This window comes from Vibrio ouci, from assembly GCF_004551525.1.
In the GTDB taxonomy this organism is placed as follows: Bacteria; Pseudomonadota; Gammaproteobacteria; order Enterobacterales; family Vibrionaceae; genus Vibrio; species Vibrio ouci.
Window position 1 is genome coordinate 223221 of record NZ_SATR01000003.1, and the last position, 19731, is coordinate 242951.

16 protein-coding genes are annotated in these 19731 nt (G+C 44.6%); 12 read left to right on the forward strand and 4 right to left on the reverse strand.

Annotation, left to right across the window (positions count from 1 at the left end; genetic code table 11):
• Positions 1 to 182 precede the first annotated feature (182 nt).
• The 5 genes from cobA to cysC are packed head-to-tail and all read left to right on the forward strand — an operon-like array spanning position 183 to position 5841.
• Positions 183 to 1052: a uroporphyrinogen-III C-methyltransferase gene (gene cobA, locus ELS82_RS03935; protein WP_134834296.1), complete on the forward strand. Its 870-nt coding sequence runs from the start codon at positions 183 to 185 to the stop codon at positions 1050 to 1052.
• Between the two features lie 28 nt (positions 1053 to 1080).
• Positions 1081 to 2013, forward strand: coding sequence for a sulfate adenylyltransferase subunit CysD (cysD, locus tag ELS82_RS03940; protein WP_134834315.1), 933 nt, complete (start codon positions 1081 to 1083; stop codon positions 2011 to 2013).
• Positions 2014 to 2033: 20 nt separating this feature from the next.
• Positions 2034 to 3461 (forward strand): sulfate adenylyltransferase subunit CysN, encoded by a 1428-nt coding sequence (cysN, locus tag ELS82_RS03945; protein ID WP_134834297.1) that lies wholly within the window; start codon positions 2034 to 2036, stop codon positions 3459 to 3461.
• Positions 3462 to 3486: 25 nt separating this feature from the next.
• Entirely contained in the window at positions 3487 to 5211 is a 1725-nt protein-coding gene (locus tag ELS82_RS03950; RefSeq protein ID WP_134834298.1) for an SLC13 family permease, read from the forward strand.
• Between the two features lie 12 nt (positions 5212 to 5223).
• Positions 5224 to 5841 (forward strand): adenylyl-sulfate kinase, encoded by a 618-nt coding sequence (gene cysC / locus ELS82_RS03955; RefSeq protein WP_134834299.1) that lies wholly within the window; start codon positions 5224 to 5226, stop codon positions 5839 to 5841.
• Between the two features lie 61 nt (positions 5842 to 5902).
• Here the strand turns inward: cysC and ELS82_RS03960 are convergent, their stop codons facing one another.
• The 4 genes from ELS82_RS03960 to ELS82_RS03975 form a co-directional block, all read right to left on the reverse strand.
• The gene (locus ELS82_RS03960) at positions 5903 to 6364 is read right to left on the reverse strand and encodes a chemotaxis protein CheX (RefSeq protein WP_004410369.1); all 462 of its coding nucleotides are present in this window, start codon (positions 6362 to 6364) and stop codon (positions 5903 to 5905) included.
• A gap of 17 nt (positions 6365 to 6381) precedes the next feature.
• Positions 6382 to 6846, reverse strand: a complete 465-nt coding sequence (zur, locus tag ELS82_RS03965) for a zinc uptake transcriptional repressor Zur (RefSeq protein ID WP_071816269.1) — start codon at positions 6844 to 6846, stop codon at positions 6382 to 6384.
• Positions 6847 to 7026: 180 nt separating this feature from the next.
• Entirely contained in the window at positions 7027 to 10626 is a 3600-nt protein-coding gene (locus ELS82_RS03970) for a response regulator (protein ID WP_134834300.1), read from the reverse strand.
• A gap of 21 nt (positions 10627 to 10647) precedes the next feature.
• On the reverse strand, positions 10648 to 11685 hold the full coding sequence (locus ELS82_RS03975; RefSeq protein ID WP_134834301.1) for a response regulator: 1038 nt from the start codon (positions 11683 to 11685) through the stop codon (positions 10648 to 10650).
• A 484-nt stretch (positions 11686 to 12169) separates the two neighbouring features.
• Between ELS82_RS03975 and dusA the strand changes: the two genes are divergently transcribed.
• From dusA to ELS82_RS04010, 7 genes are all read left to right on the forward strand, one after another.
• Positions 12170 to 13171 carry a tRNA dihydrouridine(20/20a) synthase DusA gene (gene dusA / locus ELS82_RS03980; protein ID WP_134834302.1) on the forward strand — a complete coding sequence of 334 codons (1002 nt, stop codon included), beginning with the start codon at positions 12170 to 12172 and terminating at the stop codon, positions 13169 to 13171.
• 161 nt (positions 13172 to 13332) lie between these two features.
• Entirely contained in the window at positions 13333 to 13542 is a 210-nt protein-coding gene (gene pspG / locus ELS82_RS03985; RefSeq protein WP_004410353.1) for an envelope stress response protein PspG, read from the forward strand.
• Positions 13543 to 13675: 133 nt separating this feature from the next.
• Entirely contained in the window at positions 13676 to 14338 is a 663-nt protein-coding gene (locus tag ELS82_RS03990) for a TIGR04219 family outer membrane beta-barrel protein (protein WP_134834303.1), read from the forward strand.
• A 150-nt stretch (positions 14339 to 14488) separates the two neighbouring features.
• Complete coding sequence (locus tag ELS82_RS03995) at positions 14489 to 14719, forward strand: hypothetical protein (protein ID WP_053438841.1); 231 nt, start codon at positions 14489 to 14491, stop codon at positions 14717 to 14719.
• 126 nt (positions 14720 to 14845) lie between these two features.
• The gene (locus ELS82_RS04000) at positions 14846 to 16699 is read left to right on the forward strand and encodes an assimilatory sulfite reductase (NADPH) flavoprotein subunit (RefSeq protein ID WP_134834304.1); all 1854 of its coding nucleotides are present in this window, start codon (positions 14846 to 14848) and stop codon (positions 16697 to 16699) included.
• Positions 16699 to 18435 carry an assimilatory sulfite reductase (NADPH) hemoprotein subunit gene (gene cysI, locus ELS82_RS04005; protein WP_134834305.1) on the forward strand — a complete coding sequence of 579 codons (1737 nt, stop codon included), beginning with the start codon at positions 16699 to 16701 and terminating at the stop codon, positions 18433 to 18435. Before ELS82_RS04000 ends, cysI begins: the two co-directional genes overlap by 1 nt.
• On the forward strand, positions 18428 to 19204 hold the full coding sequence (locus ELS82_RS04010; RefSeq protein ID WP_134834306.1) for a phosphoadenylyl-sulfate reductase: 777 nt from the start codon (positions 18428 to 18430) through the stop codon (positions 19202 to 19204). Before cysI ends, ELS82_RS04010 begins: the two co-directional genes overlap by 8 nt.
• Positions 19205 to 19731 lie beyond the last annotated feature (527 nt).

Sequence of the window (19731 nt, forward strand, 5' to 3'; positions counted from 1 at the left end):
AAGTGTGATCTTGACCAATTACTTTATGGCGTTCTGCCTAGAGTCTCTCAAAAATGATCAAATCGTAATCACTTATAACAAATCTTCTTATCAGAAATTGATATAAAAAATGAAATTTTAGAATTTCCGGTAATATAACTACAGCGCCATAATGCCCAAAGAGAAATGGAAAGGGTGACATTATGGCGAGCAAGGATACGATCTCTCAATTCCCATTGAGTAGTCAGCACGCACAGCGCAGCAATCGAAAAGATCTGAATTCAATCGGGCAGAGTCTCCTTGGTCAAGGTGAAGTGGCGCTTGTCGGTTCAGGTCCGGGTGATGTCGAACTACTGACTCTCAAAGCGATTCGCTTCTTACAGCAAGCCGACGTGGTTCTTTATGACTACCTTGTCTCGGATGAGATTATGGCGCTAGTACCAAGCGACACCATTTTAGTTTGTGTCGGTAAGCGCGCTGGTCACCATAGCGTCCCACAAGAGAAAACCAATCAGCTATTAGTCGACTTTGCTAAGCAAGGCCATCGTGTAGTTCGCATTAAAGGTGGCGATCCATTTATGTTTGGCCGTGGTGGTGAAGAGCTCGAAGTGCTGGCTGATGCTGGTATCTCATTTCAAGTCATTCCTGGCATTACCGCAGCAGCGGGTGCGACAGCTTATGCAGGCATTCCATTGACTCACCGTGATTATGCGCAGTCTGCGATGTTCATTACGGGCCACTTAAAAGCAGAAAGCGATCAAATGGACTGGTCAACGCTCGCTCGTGGCAATCAAACGTTGGTGATTTATATGGGGCTGATGAAGTCCGAGTACATTGAAAACCAATTGATTGAACATGGTCGCAATCCAGAGACGCCGATCGCCATTATTGAGCGTGGTACTCAATCAACTCAAAGAATTTTTAAAGGTCAGCTATCTCAACTGGCTGAACTTGCTAAAGACGCGCAATCGCCGTCTCTTATCGTCATTGGCGAAGTGGTGTCACTGTCAGAGAAGCTGGCGTGGTTCACTCCAGAGCCACAGCAACAACCTCAACAACGCCAATTTGCATAACTCATTATTTGATTAGTCGAAGCTCATGATGAGCCTTAAAGGAAGCACTAACATGGACCAAGAACGTTTAACCCACCTAAAGCAGCTAGAAGCGGAGAGTATTCATATCATCCGTGAAGTTGCCGCTGAGTTTGATAACCCAGTGATGATGTACTCGATAGGTAAAGATTCATCGGTGATGCTACATCTTGCTCGTAAAGCATTTTACCCAGGTAAGATTCCATTCCCGTTGCTGCACGTGGATACCGATTGGAAATTCAAAGAGATGATCGAGTTCCGCGATCGCACCGCGGAAAAGTATGGCTTTGAGCTTTTGGTTCACAAGAACCCAGAAGGTCTCGCGATGGGTTGTAGTCCATTTGTGCATGGCTCATCGAAGCATACGGACATCATGAAAACTCAAGGCCTAAAACAGGCGCTGAACAAGTACGGTTTTGACGCTGCATTTGGTGGTGCTCGCCGTGATGAAGAGAAATCTCGTGCTAAAGAGCGAGTCTATTCATTCCGCGATAAAAACCATACTTGGGATCCAAAGAACCAGCGTCCAGAGCTATGGAAAACCTACAACGGACAGATCAACAAGGGTGAAAGCATCCGAGTCTTCCCGTTATCAAACTGGACTGAGCTGGATATCTGGCAATACATCTACCTAGAGAACATCGAAATTGTCCCACTTTACCTAGCGGACAAGCGCCCAGTCGTAGAGCGTGATGGCATGCTGATCATGGTCGATGACGATCGTATGGAGCTTCAACCGGGTGAGAAGATCGAAGAGAAGAGTGTGCGATTCCGTACTCTCGGCTGCTACCCACTAACGGGGGCGATTGAATCAGAAGCGAATACCCTGACCGGCATTATTGAAGAGATGTTAGTCGCGACTTCAAGTGAGCGACAAGGACGAGCGATCGACCACGATCAGTCAGGATCGATGGAACTGAAAAAGCGTCAAGGTTATTTCTAATAAGGATCTAAGGAAAGAAAATGAATAGCGCAGTTGAAGCTCAACTCGAAGAGCTTGGTATCGAAGGATACCTAAAACAACATCAATACAAATCACTACTTAGATTCCTAACTTGTGGTTCTGTAGACGATGGCAAAAGTACACTGATTGGTCGCTTACTGCATGACTCTAAGCAAATTTATGAAGATCAGCTAGCGGCCGTTCACAATGATAGCCAACGTGTTGGTACAACCGGTGAGCGTCCAGATTTGGCATTGTTGGTTGATGGTCTGCAAGCAGAACGTGAACAAGGCATTACCATTGATGTGGCATACCGCTACTTCTCGACGCAAAAACGTAAGTTCATCATTGCTGATACGCCAGGACACGAGCAGTACACTCGTAATATGGCGACGGGCGCCTCTACTTGTGACCTCGCGGTGATCTTAATTGATGCACGTAAAGGGGTATTAGATCAGACACGTCGTCACTCGTTTATCTCAAACCTATTAGGTCTTAAGCACTTTGTTGTCGCGGTAAACAAAATGGATCTGGTTGATTACTCACAAGATCGCTTTGAGCAAATTCGTGATGAGTACTTAGAGTTCTCGAAAAACCTACAAGGTGAAACTGACATCCAGATTCTGCCGCTGTCTGCTCTAGAGGGCGATAACGTAGTTGAAGCAAGTCAAAACCTAAGTTGGTTTGAAGGCCCGTCATTACTTGAGATTCTCGAGAATGTTGATGTTGACCAAGACAAAGAAATCGGTGAGTTCCGTTTCCCCGTCCAATACGTTAATCGACCAAACCTCGATTTCCGTGGTTTTGCCGGCACGATTGCATCAGGCTCAGTAAAAGTAGGTGATGAAGTTAAAGCATTGCCTTCTGGTAAAACATCGAAAGTAGCTCGCATTGTGACATTTGATGGTGACTTAGAGCAGGCTCAAGCGGGTCTAGCGGTAACGCTGACGCTTGAAGATGAGATTGATATTAGCCGTGGTGACTTGATTGTGTTGGAGAATGCACAGGTTGAGTCGAGCAACCACCTACTTGCGGATGTGGTATGGATGACCGAGCAGGCGCTGCAACCGGGGCGTGAATATGACATCAAGATCGCGGGTAAGAAAACCGTAGGTCGCGTTGAATCCATTCGTCATCAATACGATATCAATAACCTTTCGACCCACAGTGCGGTTGAGTTGCCACTCAATGGTATTGGACTGTGTGAGTGGACACTAACTGAGTCTGTGGCACTGGATAACTATCTAGCGACCCAAGACACAGGGGGCTTTATCATCATTGACCGCCTAACCAACGTTACCGTCGGTGCAGGTCTGGTACGTGAGAGTCTATCTAGTGTCGAAACCAACACGACCGATATTTCAGCGTTTGAACTTGAGCTTAATGCTTTAGTTCGTAAGCACTTCCCACACTGGGAAGCGAAAGATATCAGTCAATTGCTTAAGTAAACATTCAGAGTTTCAAGGAAGCATTATGTGGCAGCAAGGATTTGTACTGGCAATTTTACTTGGCATAGTAACTTGCTTACTGACAACGCGAATCAAGCCAAGTCATATCTTTGCTGGCGCTGCATTTATTGCCTTTCTTGCTGGGATGATAGACGTTAGTGAAGTTGCAACCAATTTCACTAACTCTTCCTTACTTACTTTAGTACTGCTGATCTTAGCGTCAGCAGCACTAGAAAAAACTCGCCTAATTAGTTGGGTAGGGCGCTCTCTGTCCACTGGGCGTTTAGGCACTGTTGTCGCTAAATTGGGTTTATCGACCGCATTACTTTCCTCATTTACTAATAACACCGCAGTGGTTGTGTCGTTGATTAGTGCGATTAAACGTAATCAGCAACATGCGCCATCAAAGCTGTTAATTCCGCTTTCCTACACTGCGATCCTTGGTGGTACGCTTACTTTGATCGGCACATCCACCAACTTGATCATTAATAGCTTTGTTGAAGATGCAGGCTTACCAAGTTTGAGTTTTTTTGCTCCGACAATGATCGGTCTGTCAGTCTTGGTCGGCGGCTTGTTGATCTTGATCCCGCTCAGTTACTTACTGCCCAACTATGATGATCAAAACCAAGATGAACTGCCTTATTTCTTAGAGGCAAGGGTAGAGCCTGGCTCACCATTAGTCGGACGCAGCATTAGTGAAAACAATCTGCGTGCGCTACGAAAGCTGTTTTTGGCTGAGGTGGTACGAGATGGTGAAACGATGCCATCTGTTGAGCCTGACTTTATTTTGCAAGCCCGAGATAGACTGCTGTTCTGTGGTGATATTGAAAGTGTCGCGACGCTACAAGAAATTCAAGGTCTAACGCTATTTGGTCAACATCACTTAAATGGCCAAGGCTTCGTAGAAGTCGTGGTGAGCTCATCAGCCAGTTTTTGCAATAAAACCTTAAAGTCGAGTCACTTTCGCGATCGTTTTGATGCGGTTGTCGTTGCGATTCGCCGTGGTCACGAACGCTTACAAGGTGGATTGGGTAATATCACTTTGAATGCGGGCGATACTTTGGTGTTGGTACCTGGCAAGCGTTTTGAACAAGAGAAGCAAGCGCATCGTAAAGAGTTTGTCTTAATCAATGATTTAGATTCCAGTGCCCGTTTAGATGCAAATAAATCCTCGCTGGTGCTGGTGGGCTTTGCGAGTGTGATTGCATTGGCGTTGCTCGATATGGTGCCATTAATTAAAGGCCTATCGGTCTATTTATTGGCAGCCTTGTTTAGTGGGGTAATTCAACTTGGTGAATTACGTCGCCGCTTCCCTATCGATATTGTCGTTATTGTAGGTTCGGCACTTTCTATTGCTCAGCTTATGTTATCGACTGGCTTATCGATCAGTTTGGGTCAGATGTTTATTGAAGGCTTTAACGGTTGGGGAGTATTTGGTGCACTGGTCGCGACGTACTTGTTAACGCTTATCTTGACTGAGCTTGTCACCAACAATGCGGCTGCAGCCTTGGCTTTTCCCATCGGCTATAGCATGGCGGTAGGCTATGGCGTCGACCCGATGCCTTTTATCATGGCGGTACTGTTTGGTGCGAGTGCAAGCTTTATCTCTCCCTATGGTTATCAGACCAACTTGCTGGTCTATAGCGTAGGTAATTATAAATTAACGGACTATGTTCGAATCGGGATTCCTATTTCAATTGTTTACTCTGTACTAGTGTTAACGCTTATCCCGATCTTCTTCCCGTTTTAAAAGGACGCAATTATGACGACGGAGACTCCCGTTAAAGACGAAAACGTAGTGTGGCATCAACATGCTATCGACAAAGCGTTTCGTTCTCAGCTTAAAAAACAGAAGCCAGTTGTGCTTTGGTTTACTGGATTATCGGGTGCTGGCAAATCAACGGTTGCAGGTGCACTGGAAACTCGCTTGGCTAATTCTGGCTACCATACCTATCTATTAGATGGCGATAACGTTCGTCATGGGTTATGTAGTGATCTTGGTTTTTCTGAGCAAGATCGCCGCGAGAATATTCGTCGTATTGGTGAGTTGGCTAAATTGATGGCTGATGCGGGTCTGATTGTCTTGTCGGCGTTTATCTCTCCTCACCGTGCCGAAAGGCAATTGGTAAGAGAAATGCTTCCACAAGGCGAATTCCTCGAAGTGTTTGTCAATACATCGCTTGATGTGTGTGAGCAGCGTGATCCGAAAGGGCTATACAAGAAAGCGCGCGCAGGAGAGATTAGTAATTTCACTGGTATTGATTCTGAGTATCAAGAGCCACTGAATCCAGAGATAGACTTACTGGCGGGTGAAAAAAATATTGAGGCATTAGTCGATGACTGCCTAGCTGCACTCCAAGAGCGCGGCATTATTGGCTAAAACTAAAAAACGCTTCCTAAGGAAGCGTTTTTTATATCTGATTCAACATCAAAATATTCGATTATTCGAAACAAATCTCGATGAATGCATTACCCCACTGAGATGAGAATGGCATGATGATGATCGAGCCTTCACATTTGTGGCGAATAGTATGGCCTTTACCTGATACAACAACAGGGGTTGCCATATCAAAATCAAAACCACTTTCCGCAAGGATTCGTTTCGCACCGCCAGTCACCATGTTGGTGATTTCACCAACCATATCGGTCACTTCGTCATTTAAACCGTTCGGGCGCTCGCCTAGCATGTTTTGCATGATTTCTAGAGCAAGGCTTTCGTCAAAGGTAATAGACATCGAGCCACGGCTTTGCGTGCCAACCATCCCTATTAAACCTGATACGTCCCCACGTGCAATTTCATCTTTCTTTACACGAGGTTTCTGTGGCTTCAATTCCAGTGAAGCCATCGTTTTTAAAACATTCATCAATGATGCTAAAAACGGGTTTACAAATTCAGCGCGCATAATCTTCTTCTATATCTTTAGTTCGCTTTGTCAGAGGAACATGACTGACAAATACCGTGTGATTCAATCACGTGATTAATGATGGTAAAGCCATGCTTTTCTGCATTATCTGCCAACAAGGCTACCAAACTATCATCTTGTAGTTCAATAACGTTACTGCATTTATCGCATATCAATAGATGCGAATAATGTTTATGAGCATTGCAAGAACAGCATTGGATGTAGCTATTGGTCGATTCAACGCGATGGATGAATCCTTGTTCGAGCAAAAAGTCCAATGCACGATAAACCGTCGGAGGCTTTGCTTGAGGTTCACTCAGCTTCAATTCTTCTAATAGCTCATAAGCACTGGATGCTTTCGGGCTTGCACAAATCAGCTCAAACACACGTTTTCGTTGAGTCGTGAGCCTTACGCCACGGGCAGTGCATATCTCTTCTATTTGTTTTACTAACTGCAGGTCCAAACTTATCACCATTACCAATGGACATTTTTAATAATATACCATTTATCGAGGTTTATCGTTCCTCATTTGGTAATATCTAATAGCTGTGTCAGTAAGTTACTCATTCTGGAAATGAATAGAACTGAAGGTAACTTAAGGCGTATAAGTTACCTTATCTACAAAAAAAACGATACCTACTTAGCGTAAAATGCTGATAACTCACTTTTGGCTTGTGGCTAAGATCTCTAAACCTCTCTCAAAATCAAACTCTTCCAATGCTTGGCTAAGCGAAGAAAGCTCGCCTGCGGACAACCCTATTTGTGCTCCAGATTCCAACTCGTTAATGATAGTGACGGCCAATGTGTCACTTTGCTCAATGGCATTAAAGAGCTCTTGATAGGTGTCAGGCTCATAGTTGTGCGCTTTGGTACCCTGAGCTTGCGGTGCGGTTTGCACGGCTAATAGTGTCGCTTCAACTCGAGCGACTAATTGATCAAGCGTGCTAAGAAGCTCCTGTCGAAGAGTTTCATTGTCGAGGTCTTGCTCTAGCTGCGCACTTAACTGATGGATACGGTCTGCGCCAATATTGCCAGCCACACCTTTTAAAGAATGTATGTTGCGTTTTCTTGCTGCCAAATCATCAGTGCTCAGCGCACTGTTGACTGCTGAGCTATCGATATAGGTGTCAGCAAAGCGCATCAGTAACTTTTTATATAGGTTGGCATTGCCACTGGTTCGAGCAAGCCCCGCTTTGATATCGATGCCCTCTATCGCGGGCAGTGTTTCTTGGGGTTGATTAGCTTGGGCAACTGCAGCCAGAGGTGTTTTCGGCGTGACCCATTTCGCGAGCGTACTGAACATGGTGCCGACATCAATCGGCTTAGCAATTATATCGTTCATCCCCGCGTTTTGTGCTTTGAGCTTATCGCGCTCCATAACGTTAGCCGTCATAGCGATAATTGGTATCATCTGATCGTCGAGAGTCTGCCTGATAAATTGCGTTGCTTCGTAGCCATCCATAATCGGCATCTGGCAATCCATTAAAATGCCATCAAAGTCATGTCGCTTATAGAAGTCGACAGCCTCTTGACCATTTTCAGCAACCGTCACTTTAATTTGTTGTCCTTCGAGCAGCTCAACCGCCAGCTCTTGGTTTATCTCATTATCTTCGACCAACAGTAAGTGCGCGCCAGCAAGCTGCTGTACATTAGCTAATTGGTGTTGCTCTTGTGCTTCACTTCGGCTGATTCTGGTATTAGCCACTCCATAGAGAGCAATAACTGCATCAAACAGATGAGAAGCAGTGACAGGTTTATCAAGAATATTCGGCGTGGTTAATCCGCGCTGAATAAATGCATCATTGAGCTCTTCTCGCCCATATGCGGTGAGCATAAGGACTTTAGGCTGGTGGCTATCTGGGTACTGCTGATAAACCGATTCGATTAAATCAATGCCATCTTTACCGGGCATCTGCCAGTCAGAAATCAGCAAGTCATACGGGCTCTGTTGTTGGTTAGCGGTGTCTAATGCGAGAAGAGCATCATCGACATTGCTGACACTCTGCGCGTCAAACTGTAGCGAGTGCAAAATGTCTTCGACGATGACTCTAGCACTGGCGTTATCATCGACGATAAGCACTTTTAATTTACCCAGCTCAACGGGCATGCTGATGTTATCTTGCTTTAATGCATGGCTGACTTTAGTCGCAATAGAGAAGGAGAAGCGTGAGCCTTTGCCAAATTCACTTTCGACTCGTATATCGCCGCCCATCAATTGGCTAAGCTCTTTACTGATGGCTAACCCAAGACCAGTGCCACCATACTTGCGGGTTGTTGAGCTATCGGCTTGCGTAAATTTGCTAAACAGTTTGTCCGTTTGCTCTGGTGTCATACCAATGCCACTGTCTTCGACGCTGAATTCAAGTACGGCGTCATCACCATCTCTTTCAGCCACACGCACTGAAATTTTGATCTCACCTTTTTCGGTAAATTTGACCGCGTTGTTGGCAAGATTAATCAGTACTTGTCCAAGACGCAGTGGATCACCGACTAAGGTTGTTGGTACGTCACGTTCAATATGGATCAGCAATTCCAGCCCGCGTTCAGATGCTCTCAGTCCAACAAGGTTAGTGATGTTGTCGAGTGCGTTTTCAAGGTGAAAGTCGACGTTTTCAATATCGAGTTTCCCAGCTTCAATCTTAGAGAAATCGAGAATATCGTTAATCAGACCAAGTAGGGAGTCAGCGGACAATTTTACCTTATGGATATAATTGCGCTGCGCTTTGGTTAAGTCTGTTTTTAGCGCTAGGTAACTCATACCAATAATAGCGTTCATCGGGGTACGGATCTCGTGGCTCATATTAGCCAAGAAATCTGACTTAGCGGTATTGGCTGAGTTGGCTTCATCACGGGCAATTGCCAGTTTCTCTGCAAATCGCTCTAGAGCAGCATGAGACTTATTAGCCAGCAACCCGAGCAGTAATAAGGTAAATAAGAAAATCCCTCCGCCTATCGCTAGGCTGGTGGTGATATTGCCTGAATCCTCTACTGCAGCCAGTTGGCTTTCAAAGCCTGGCAGAATGCTGTCGATGATCGCTTGATGACTTTGAGCGAGTGCTAATTCAAGTTGAGACTTTTCGCTGCGCAGAACAGTTAAGTGATTAAATAGGTTGAGGTAGTCTTGCGTTGTTTGGCGCAAAATATCGATTTGCATCTGCTCGTCTTGAGTGACAACTTGTTCATAGAGCGCCTCAAGTAAGGTAAGCGCAGCTGAAAGGTTGTTTTGCACCTCTTGCTTTAATGCAGTTTGGCGCTGTGACTCTTGGGCGATAGCGTAATCTTTATCACCTTGTTGAGCATTGTTGATATCGGTATGCAGCAGTAACAGATTTGAACTTATCGATAATTTATCGCTGATGGTCGCTTGCAGGCCTGAGACCGCTTGTTGGCTAACCTTTAGTTTCTGTTGTAAGTGCGTTCTGAGTTCAGTAGTGACTCTAAGTAACTCATTACTTGAGCGTTCGATTTGCGCAGAGATATTGGCTTGCAATGGCTTAGTCAGGTTACTCCAACTGCGTAGCTGTACCAGTGCGGAGCTATAGCGGTTTTTGGAATTCTTTATCAGCGCCAGTAGCTTTTGTGATTGCTCATCATCGAGTTGTTGTTCGAGTTGAGAAAGTAGTTTCCCTGCTTTGTTTAGCTCAAACTGCGCTGCATTTAACGTCTCTTGCTTATCGGTCACCATGTAGGCTTTCTGTTTTGATTGCGAGTTTGCAATCAGGCTTACTAACCAATGGGCTTGAATAGCATTATCGGACTCAAGATCGACTTTGCTGCGTAGCTGATCGATATCAGTGATGCCAGACTCAATATAATCCTCGTGATCGATTTGCAGTTGCTGAACTAAGCTTTCGGTCTTTTCTCCCACTTGTGCTAAGGATTGCCTAGCTTGCAGTGTTTGCTGACTAAGGTCGACATACTGTTCAAACTGCTGCTGGTATTGAGCGATTTTGGTCGGCGTTGAAGCTGGGGCGCCATTATTAACGGCAATTTCTGCAAACTGCTGTGCGCGGCTGACCTTGTTTGCCATCTTCTCTGCCAACTGAGGCTCAGCAAGGCGAATATAGCTTTGCTCGATAACCTTAATGCTATCTAGTGTCGAGAGTAACTGAGCATTGTCTGCGTAATGGTCAATGGTCTCAAAGCGATTATTTAAGCTCATCCATCCCATCGTTCCCGCACCAAGCAGCAGCAAAGACGCGAGGATAAAACCAATAAGGATGCGTTTTGAATCGAAAGAGTAGTTGGTTACGGAGTCCATTCTTGCCTCAAAAAGGGAAAATTAAAATTCGTCTTTAAATGACTCTTTTATTTCTAGTAATTGGTCTAGCTGATCTATAAATATCGGCACTAAGGTCGGGTCAAAGTGCGACCCCGCTTCTTCTTCGAGTAGCGCAATGGCTTTTTCGGTTGGCCAAGCTTTCTTATATGGACGCTCACTGGTGAGCGCGTCAAAGACATCAGCAATCGCGACAATACGGGCACTGAGTGGGATTTCTTCGCCTTTTAGACCATGTGGGTAGCCACTGCCATCCCATTTTTCATGATGGTAAAGAGCAATCTCTTGCGCCATTTGCAGTAGCAGTGAGTCGCCATTATCGATGATGTCTGCACCGATCTGGACATGAGTTTGCATCACTTCCCACTCATCCTTGTCGAGTTTACCGGGCTTGCGCAATACCGCATCAGGAATGCCAATTTTGCCAATGTCATGCATCGGAGAGGCTTGGAAGACCAGTTCAATCCAACGTTCACTCACATCAAGCTGCTGAGCCAAAATTTTTGAGTAGTGGCTCATGCGGATGACATGCATCCCTGTTTCGTTATCTTTGTACTCTGCTGCACGGCCTAAGCGTTGAATGACCTCAAGGCGGCTACTTTCTAATTGTGCGGTACGTTCACGAACCTGATTAGCAAGGGAAAGATTTTGGTCATATAACGCGATATGAGTCTTAACTCGTGCCTGCACGATAGGTGGGCTAATCGGTTTGGTGATGTAATCAACCGCCCCCATCTCAAAGCCTTTTTGTTCATCAACCACTTCCGCTTTGGCCGTGACAAAAATGATCGGAATATCGGACGTCATTGGATTTGATTTCAGTTGCGAGCAAACCTCATAACCATCCATTTCAGGCATCATAATATCGAGCAGAATAAGATGAGGCTGCGGTTTGCTATTGGCAATTTGAATCGCTTTGGCACCAGAGGTTGCGGCTTTAATTCGGTAGTTGTCAGATAAAACGCCAGATAGGGTGTGAATGTTGTCGGGGATGTCATCAACAACCAACACAACGGGCTTATCATTTTGTTCCTTGAGCATTGCGGTAGTTCCTTTACTGCATCACTAACTTCGTGTCCTCTTAGGATAGTTATTTTTTATAAAATGAGCACTTAATAATTCCGTTAGTTATCAATAAGTCATGTAGAACGTGAAACGCGTAGAAGAATCGTTATAAGTCTTTACCAGCACTAAGTTCAGGTCTGGAAGCTTTGGGTTACCAGTAGGCCAAATAGTACTAAAGCAAACCGCCTACATATGTTTGTGGTTTTATTTCTTTTAAAATCATGGCTTTACTTGTTGTTGTTCAGTTTTGGTAGCTTTTGGGTTACTGGTGGTTAAAAGCTATGGCTGCTGTTTTTATCGTAGAATCATAAGGTTAATAGAGACGATCTAGAGGGTTATGAACGGGCAATTGTTCGATTGAATAGGCTTAGCGTCTTTTTCCTGAATGTTTTCTTATCTGTGTGTATAATCGCGGATTCTGTTTTGACCACGATGCTCACTGTACAGCGAGACTCACCTTATGAAACCTGATAATACTAGTAAATTCGCGGCTAACCGCTTTTCAATCGCCCCTATGTTGGACTGGACGGATCGTCATTGCCGTTACTTCCACCGTTTGCTGACTAACGAAACTCTGCTTTATACAGAGATGGTCACTACAGGTGCGATCATTCATGGTAAAGGTGACTTCCTAGCGTACAACCAAGAAGAGCATCCAGTAGCGCTACAGCTAGGTGGTTCAAACCCTCAGGATTTGGCGACTTGTGCCAAGCTGGCGGCAGAACGTGGCTACGATGAGATTAACCTTAATGTAGGTTGCCCGTCTGACCGAGTACAGAACGGACGCTTCGGTGCATGCCTAATGGGCGAGCCTCAGCTGGTGGCAGATTGCGTTGCAGCAATGCGTGATGTGGTTGATGTTCCAGTAACAGTCAAGACCCGTATTGGTATTGATGATCAGGATTCGTATGAGTTTCTGACCGACTTTGTGTCTATCGTTTCTGAGAAAGGTGGCTGTGAGCAGTTCACTATCCATGCTCGTAAAGCTTGGCTGTCAGGTCTTAGCCCGAAAGAAAACCGTGAAATCCCACCACTAGACTACCCTCGTGCCTATCAGCTAAAGAAAGATTTCTCTCACTTAGTGATTGCTGTAAATGGTGGTGTGAAAACGTTACAAGAGACTAAAGAGCACTTACAGCACCTTGATGGTGTAATGGTTGGTCGTGAAGCGTATCAGAACCCATATATTCTTGCTGAAGTCGATCAGCAAATCTTTGGTTTAGATAAGCCAATTAAAAAGCGCACTCAAGTGGTTGAAGATATGTATCCATACATTGAGCAGCAACTGTCGAATGGTGCTTACTTAGGTCATATCACTCGTCATATGCTTGGCTTGTTCCAAAACATGCCGGGTGCACGTCAATGGCGTCGTTACATTAGTGAAAATGCTCATAAACCTGGTTCGGGTATCGAGGTCGTTGAAGCTGCGTTGGCTAAAATACCAAAAGAGTTAGATGTGTAAAAAATACCACTAAGCTTGGTTAAATTTACCAACTTAAATGATTAAAAAGAGCGCCATTTATTGGTGCTCTTTTTTATTGCTTATAATTCAGGTGTTTAGGTTTGTTGTTGGAGTTGGCATACATCCTGAAAGTAGATTGAGTGAGAACTAAGGAGAATCATATGTTTGAACTGATCTTTATTTTGGTATTTGTGGCGACACTTTTGGTTACTGGCGTAACTATGGTAACGGTATTTGCAGGTGTGGCTTTTTCATTGGTTGTTATGTTGCTGCTCGGGATGATTGGCGCTGTGATTAAACTGATCCCGTGGCTTATTGTTATTGCTCTGGGTATCTGGTTTTTCAAAAACCATGTCGCTCAACCGAGATAATTGCATCTGGTAAGATAAATTTTGCTGGCTAGACGATTGAATATGATAGAATTTGAGCAATGTCATATTTATCTAGCCTTCAACAGCTTGTCTGGTCACGCTGCTTGACGCAAATATTTGGAGAGTTCACCTCATGGGTTTGAAAACCGTCGCTGCATTAGCTGCTGTTATTTCTACATCAGCCTTCGCTGAATCATCACTAACAACTAAGTTAGGCGCAGAGATGTGGTGGCCGAGCACTGAAGTCAACGAAGCGAAACGTGATAGCACTACTACGCCGACTGTATATGCGGCGATTGAACATGATGTTAAGTATGTTCCAGATGCACGTATCCGTTATGGCTCGGTTGATGCTGATTACATGGCATTTGATAAGCTAGATGTGACGCTTTACTACCGAATCCTAGAGCATGATCTGATGCACTTTGATGCAGGTATTACGGTTAGTGATTTAGGCAATACCAAATATGTTGAAGCCGTGACAGGTGAGCAGCGTACTTTTGATGAAACGATTTGGGCTTGGTATGGCTATGCAGAGTTGACGGTACCGAATACCAATTTCGATATTATCGGTGAAATGAATTTTGGTAATAACAGTGGCATCAAGAGCACTGACTTAATGGCGGGTATGCAATACCGTCTACCATTAGGTTCTAATACGTTAGCGATTCGTGGTGGCTACCGCGTGATCGACTTAGAGTCTAAAGATATCTTCACAGCAGATGAAGCCTCAGATCTAGGCAAGCCATTTATTTTTGCTAATGGTTTCTTCCTTGGGGCTGAATTCGCATTTTAATTGCGAGACTGAATTGCTTAAAACGCCGCTTTCTAAAGCGGCGTTTTTTTATATCCATTCATTATATCTGCTCATTTCATTTAGCATTTTTTTTCTGATTGACCATGCTTAGTAGGGAATAGTGTATTTAGCCTCAGAGAAAGGAATCTCATGACGATTACTGAACTTCGAAATCTTTATCGAGAGCAGCAACTCATTGAAGCCATTATTGAACCTTCCGCACAAGAGGGGAGTTGGATTGTGGAATTTCGTCATGCCCGAGGTGGGTTTGTGCTCCTGACAGACTCTCACGGGGAAGAGTGCCACTATGTTGATCTCGACCTCGCTTCAAAATCAGCAATGGCGGTAGGGTTTAAGCAGGTTCGTGTCGAAGCGAAATAGCCGCTGCTGACTAAACTTTCTCCGTTCTTTAATTCAAAAAGTTATAAAACATTCACTTCTATTCTTTCTTGTTATTAAAGAGAGTGGTTAATCTATCATCACGCAATGAATAGGGATGTCGAGACCATGTCTTTAAACAAGAATGTGTCCTCTCAAGGAAACACACCACAAGAACTACCGTCAATCGCAGCGCCGTTGAATGATCAGCAGCTTAGCTCGTTACAGCAGACCGTCACTGATCTATCTTCTCAGCAGCTTGCATGGGTAAGTGGTTATTTTTGGGGGTTAGCACAAGCTCAACCAGCGGCAGCATCTGCGCCGATCAATCAGGCTGCGGCAGCTGTGGCAGCGAAGCCAGCAGGTAAACTATCAATTATCTACGCTTCTCAAACGGGCAACGCGAAAGGTGTCGCTGAAGCGTTAGAGCAAGAAGCGAAGGCTCAAGGCATTGTCGTTGAGTTATTTGACGCCAGTGATTATAAAGGTAAGAACCTAGCCAAAGAAACGCATGTGATTTTTGTTGCTTCAACGAATGGTGAAGGTGAAGCACCAGACAACGCAATTGAGCTACATGAGTTCTTGCAGTCAAAGAAAGCACCTAAATTGCCAAATCTACAGTACGCCGTGATTGGCTTAGGGGATTCAAGTTATGAATTCTTCTGCCAGACGGGTAAAGACTTTGATGCCTTTTTATCTAAGTTAGGCGCAACACCATTTATTGATCGTATTGATTGTGATGTCGACTACGAGGCGCCAGCTTCTGAGTGGCGTGCAAAAGCGCTAGATAAAGTAAAAGAGGCTCTCTCTTCAGGCGCTGAAGCTGAAGTGGTTCAACTACCTGTAGGTCAAGCGGCGCCTGGCCACTCTCCTTACAATAAGCAGAACCCATACACGGCCACTTTGCTGACTAGCCAAAAAATCACTGGTCGTGATTCAGGCAAAGATGTTCGCCACGTTGAAATTGACTTAGATGAGTCAGGGTTAACCTATCAACCAGGTGACGCTTTGGGCGTTTGGTTTGAGAACAGCTCTGAATTGGCCAATGCCATCCTTAATAAAGTCGGCCTTTCTGGTGTAGAGAGTGTTGAAGTTGATGGTGAGAGTCTCTCAATTCACAGTGCACTTGTCAGTAAATATGAAATCACGGCCGCTAACCCGCAGCTTGTGACTAAGTTTGCTGAGTTATCGGCGAGCAAAAAGCTTGAGAAGCTGGTGGAAGACAAAGATAAGCTTCGCGAATACGCCGGTAACACTCAAGTTGTTGATGTGCTAGCTGAGAAGAAAACCAAACTTTCTGCTGAACAATTAGTTGGTCTACTTCGTCGTTTAACGCCGCGTTTATATTCGATTGCATCAAGCCAAACTGAAGTCGATGAAGAAGTTCATCTAACAGTTGGCTTGGTTGAATATGATAAAGGTGATGAAAAACGCTTTGGTGGTGCGTCGAGTTTCCTATCTCAACGTCTAGAAGAGGGCGGTGAAGTGAAAGTGTTTGTTGAAAACAACAATAACTTCAAACTGCCACAAGATGACAATACGCCATTAATCATGATTGGTCCGGGAACCGGTATTGCTCCTTTCCGTAGCTTTATTCAAGAACGTGACAATCGTGATGCTGAAGGTAAGAACTGGTTATTCTTTGGTGACCGCACCTTCACTCAAGATTTCCTATATCAAGTGGAATGGCAAAAGTACCTGAAGTCTGGTGTGCTTAACCGTTTAGATGTCGCGTTTAGTCGTGACCAATCTGAAAAAGTCTATGTACAACATCGCATCTTAGAAAATGCAGAGCAAGTGTGGCAGTGGGTCCAAGAAGGTGCATACATCTATGTATGTGGTGATGCGACTCGTATGGCGAAAGATGTCCATGAAGCACTAGTTATTGTCGCGGAACAACAAGGCAAGATGTCGCGTGATGATGCTGAAGAATTTATTAATGAGTTGCGTAAAGCGAAACGTTACCAAAGGGATGTGTACTAATGACTTTTTCTACTGACAATAATAAGCAGGTGGTATTAGACCAAGAGTTAGGAAAGCTTTCCGATAACGAACGTCTAAAAACACAAAGTAATTTCCTGCGCGGGACGATTGAGCAAGATCTTCAAGACAGAATTACGGGTGGCTTTACCGCAGATAACTTTCAGCTAATTCGTTTCCACGGTATGTATCAACAAGATGACCGTGATATTAGAAACGAACGTGCTAAGCAAAAGCTAGAGCCTTTGCATAACGTAATGCTTCGAGCTCGTATGCCAGGGGGCATCATCACGCCAAAGCAGTGGTTAGCGATTGATAAGTTTGCAACAGAACAATCTCTGTATGGCAGTATTCGTCTGACAACTCGCCAAACGTTCCAGTTCCACGGTGTTCTGAAGCCAAATATCAAGTTAATGCACCAAACACTGAATAGTATTGGTATTGATTCCATCGCGACAGCGGGTGACGTTAACCGAAATGTTCTATGTACCACTAACCCAGTTGAATCTGAGCTGCACCAAGAAGCTTACGAATGGGCGAAAAAGATCAGTGAGCATCTATTACCTAAGACTAAAGCGTATGCGGAAATTTGGTTAGATGGTGAAAAGGTAGAAACAACCGACGATGATGAGCCAATTCTAGGTAAGACCTATCTACCTCGTAAGTTCAAAACAACGGTTGTGATTCCGCCGCAAAACGATGTTGATGTTCATGCTAACGATCTTAACTTCGTGGCGATTGGTGAGAACGGCAAGCTGGTGGGCTTTAATGTCCTAGTCGGTGGCGGTCTAGCAATGACTCACGGTGATACATCTACTTATGCTCGTCGCGCCGATGACTTTGGTTTTGTTCCATTAGATAAAACATTAGAAGTTGCAGCTGCAGTAGTAACAACTCAGCGTGATTGGGGTAACCGTTCAAACCGTAAGAATGCTAAAACTAAGTACACACTAGACCGCGTTGGTATTGATGTATTTAAAGCGGAAGTAGAAAAACGTGCTGGCGTTAAGTTTGGCGATAGCCGTCCATACGAGTTCACAGATCGTGGCGACCGTATCGGTTGGGTTGAAGGTATCGATGGTAAACACCACTTAGCGCTGTTTATTGAAAACGGTCGTCTACTGGACTTCCCTGGTAAACCTTTGAAAACCGGTGTTGCTGAAATTGCCAAGATCCATAAAGGTGATTTCCGTATGACAGCGAACCAGAACTTAATCGTTGCTGGTGTGGCTAAGGGTCAGAAAGCTAAGATAGAGAAGATTGCTCGCGAGCACGGTTTAATTGATGACAGTGTCAGTGAACAGCGTAAAAGCTCAATGGCGTGTGTGGCATTCCCAACCTGTCCTCTAGCAATGGCAGAGGCGGAACGTTTCTTACCTCAGTTTGTTACTGATGTAGAAGGCATCCTTGAGAAACACGGTTTACCTGAAGAAGAAAACATCATCCTTCGAGTTACTGGTTGTCCAAATGGTTGTGGCCGCGCAATGTTGGCCGAAATTGGTTTAGTAGGTAAAGCGCCTGGTCGTTATAACCTTCACCTAGGTGGCAACCGAGCGGGAACGCGTATTCCGAAGATGTATAAAGAGAACATCACAGACAAACAGATACTTGAACAAATTGATCAGCTGGTTGGCCGCTGGGCTAAAGAGCGTGAAGCTGACGAAGGATTTGGTGATTTCACAATCCGAGCTGGCATCATCCAAGAAGTTAAAGTATCAAAGAGGGATTTACATGCTTGATTCTGTCGCTTCCAAACCGAAGTTAGCAGAACTGCTCTCATTAACTAAGACGGAGCAAATCCTCCGTCTTGCAGAAATTAATGCGGAGTTAGAACAGCTAACTGCCCAGCAAAGAGTCGCTTGGGCACTCGAGAACTTAGAAGGTAAGTTCGTAGTATCATCAAGCTTTGGTATTCAAGCTGCGGTCATGCTACATCTTGTTACTCAGCAGAAACCCGATATTCCAGTTATATTGACGGACACAGGTTATTTGTTTCCGGAGACGTACCGTTTCATTGATCAATTAAGTGATCAGCTAACACTGAACTTAAAAGTGTACCGCTCTGCGGAAAGCGCGCATTGGCAAGAGGCGCGTTACGGTAAATTGTGGGAACAAGGTATCGATGGTATAGAGAAGTACAACAAGATTAATAAAGTGGAACCTATGCGCCGTGCTTTAGATGAGTTAGAAGCGGGGACATGGTTTTCTGGTTTGCGCCGCGAACAATCTAAATCACGTACCAACTTACCAATCCTCTCTGTTCAAAATGGTGTGTTCAAGTTCTTACCAGTGATCGACTGGAGTAATAAAGATGTTCACTACTATTTAGAAGAGAACGGACTTTCATACCATCCATTGTGGGACGAAGGCTATCTTTCGGTGGGGGATACCCATACCACTAAGAAGTGGGAACCGGGAATGGCAGAAGAAGAAACGCGTTTCTTTGGTTTGAAGCGTGAATGTGGTCTTCATGAAGATGATAGAGAGCAAGATGGTTCGGGAATCTGATCTGTTTGCTTATATACAGAAAGAGAAGGGTCGCGAAAGCGGCCCTTTTTGTATCTCTAAATGGCAAATGTGGATAAGTCTGTGGGTATTGTGTTTGTTTTCTAGGGGTAAAGTTGGATAAATAAGGCTTTGGATGAAAGTTGGCCTGTTAACCGTTATTTTTGCAATTTTTTCAAAATAACGCTTGCCAATGTGAGCGCGATCTCTATAATGCCTCCTCGTCGACAGGGCAAGAGCTCACAAGGGTTCAAGCAAGGTTGGCACGGTTAAGTAGCCAAGCGGAAACGTTTGAAAAAAGTTTGAAAAAAGTGGTTGACACTAAAACTTAACTCGCTACAATGGCCGCCTCTTCCGAAGTGATGCAAGTCACAAAGAAGAGAAGCTCTTTAAAAATATAGACCTATCAATCTGTGTGGGCACTCGTTGATGATAATCCAATTAGATACTTCGGTATCAAATTAGGTTTCAATGAAACGAAGTGACCAAACGAGATTAGCTTTCTTTGTAAAAGGAAACTTAGTCTTGGC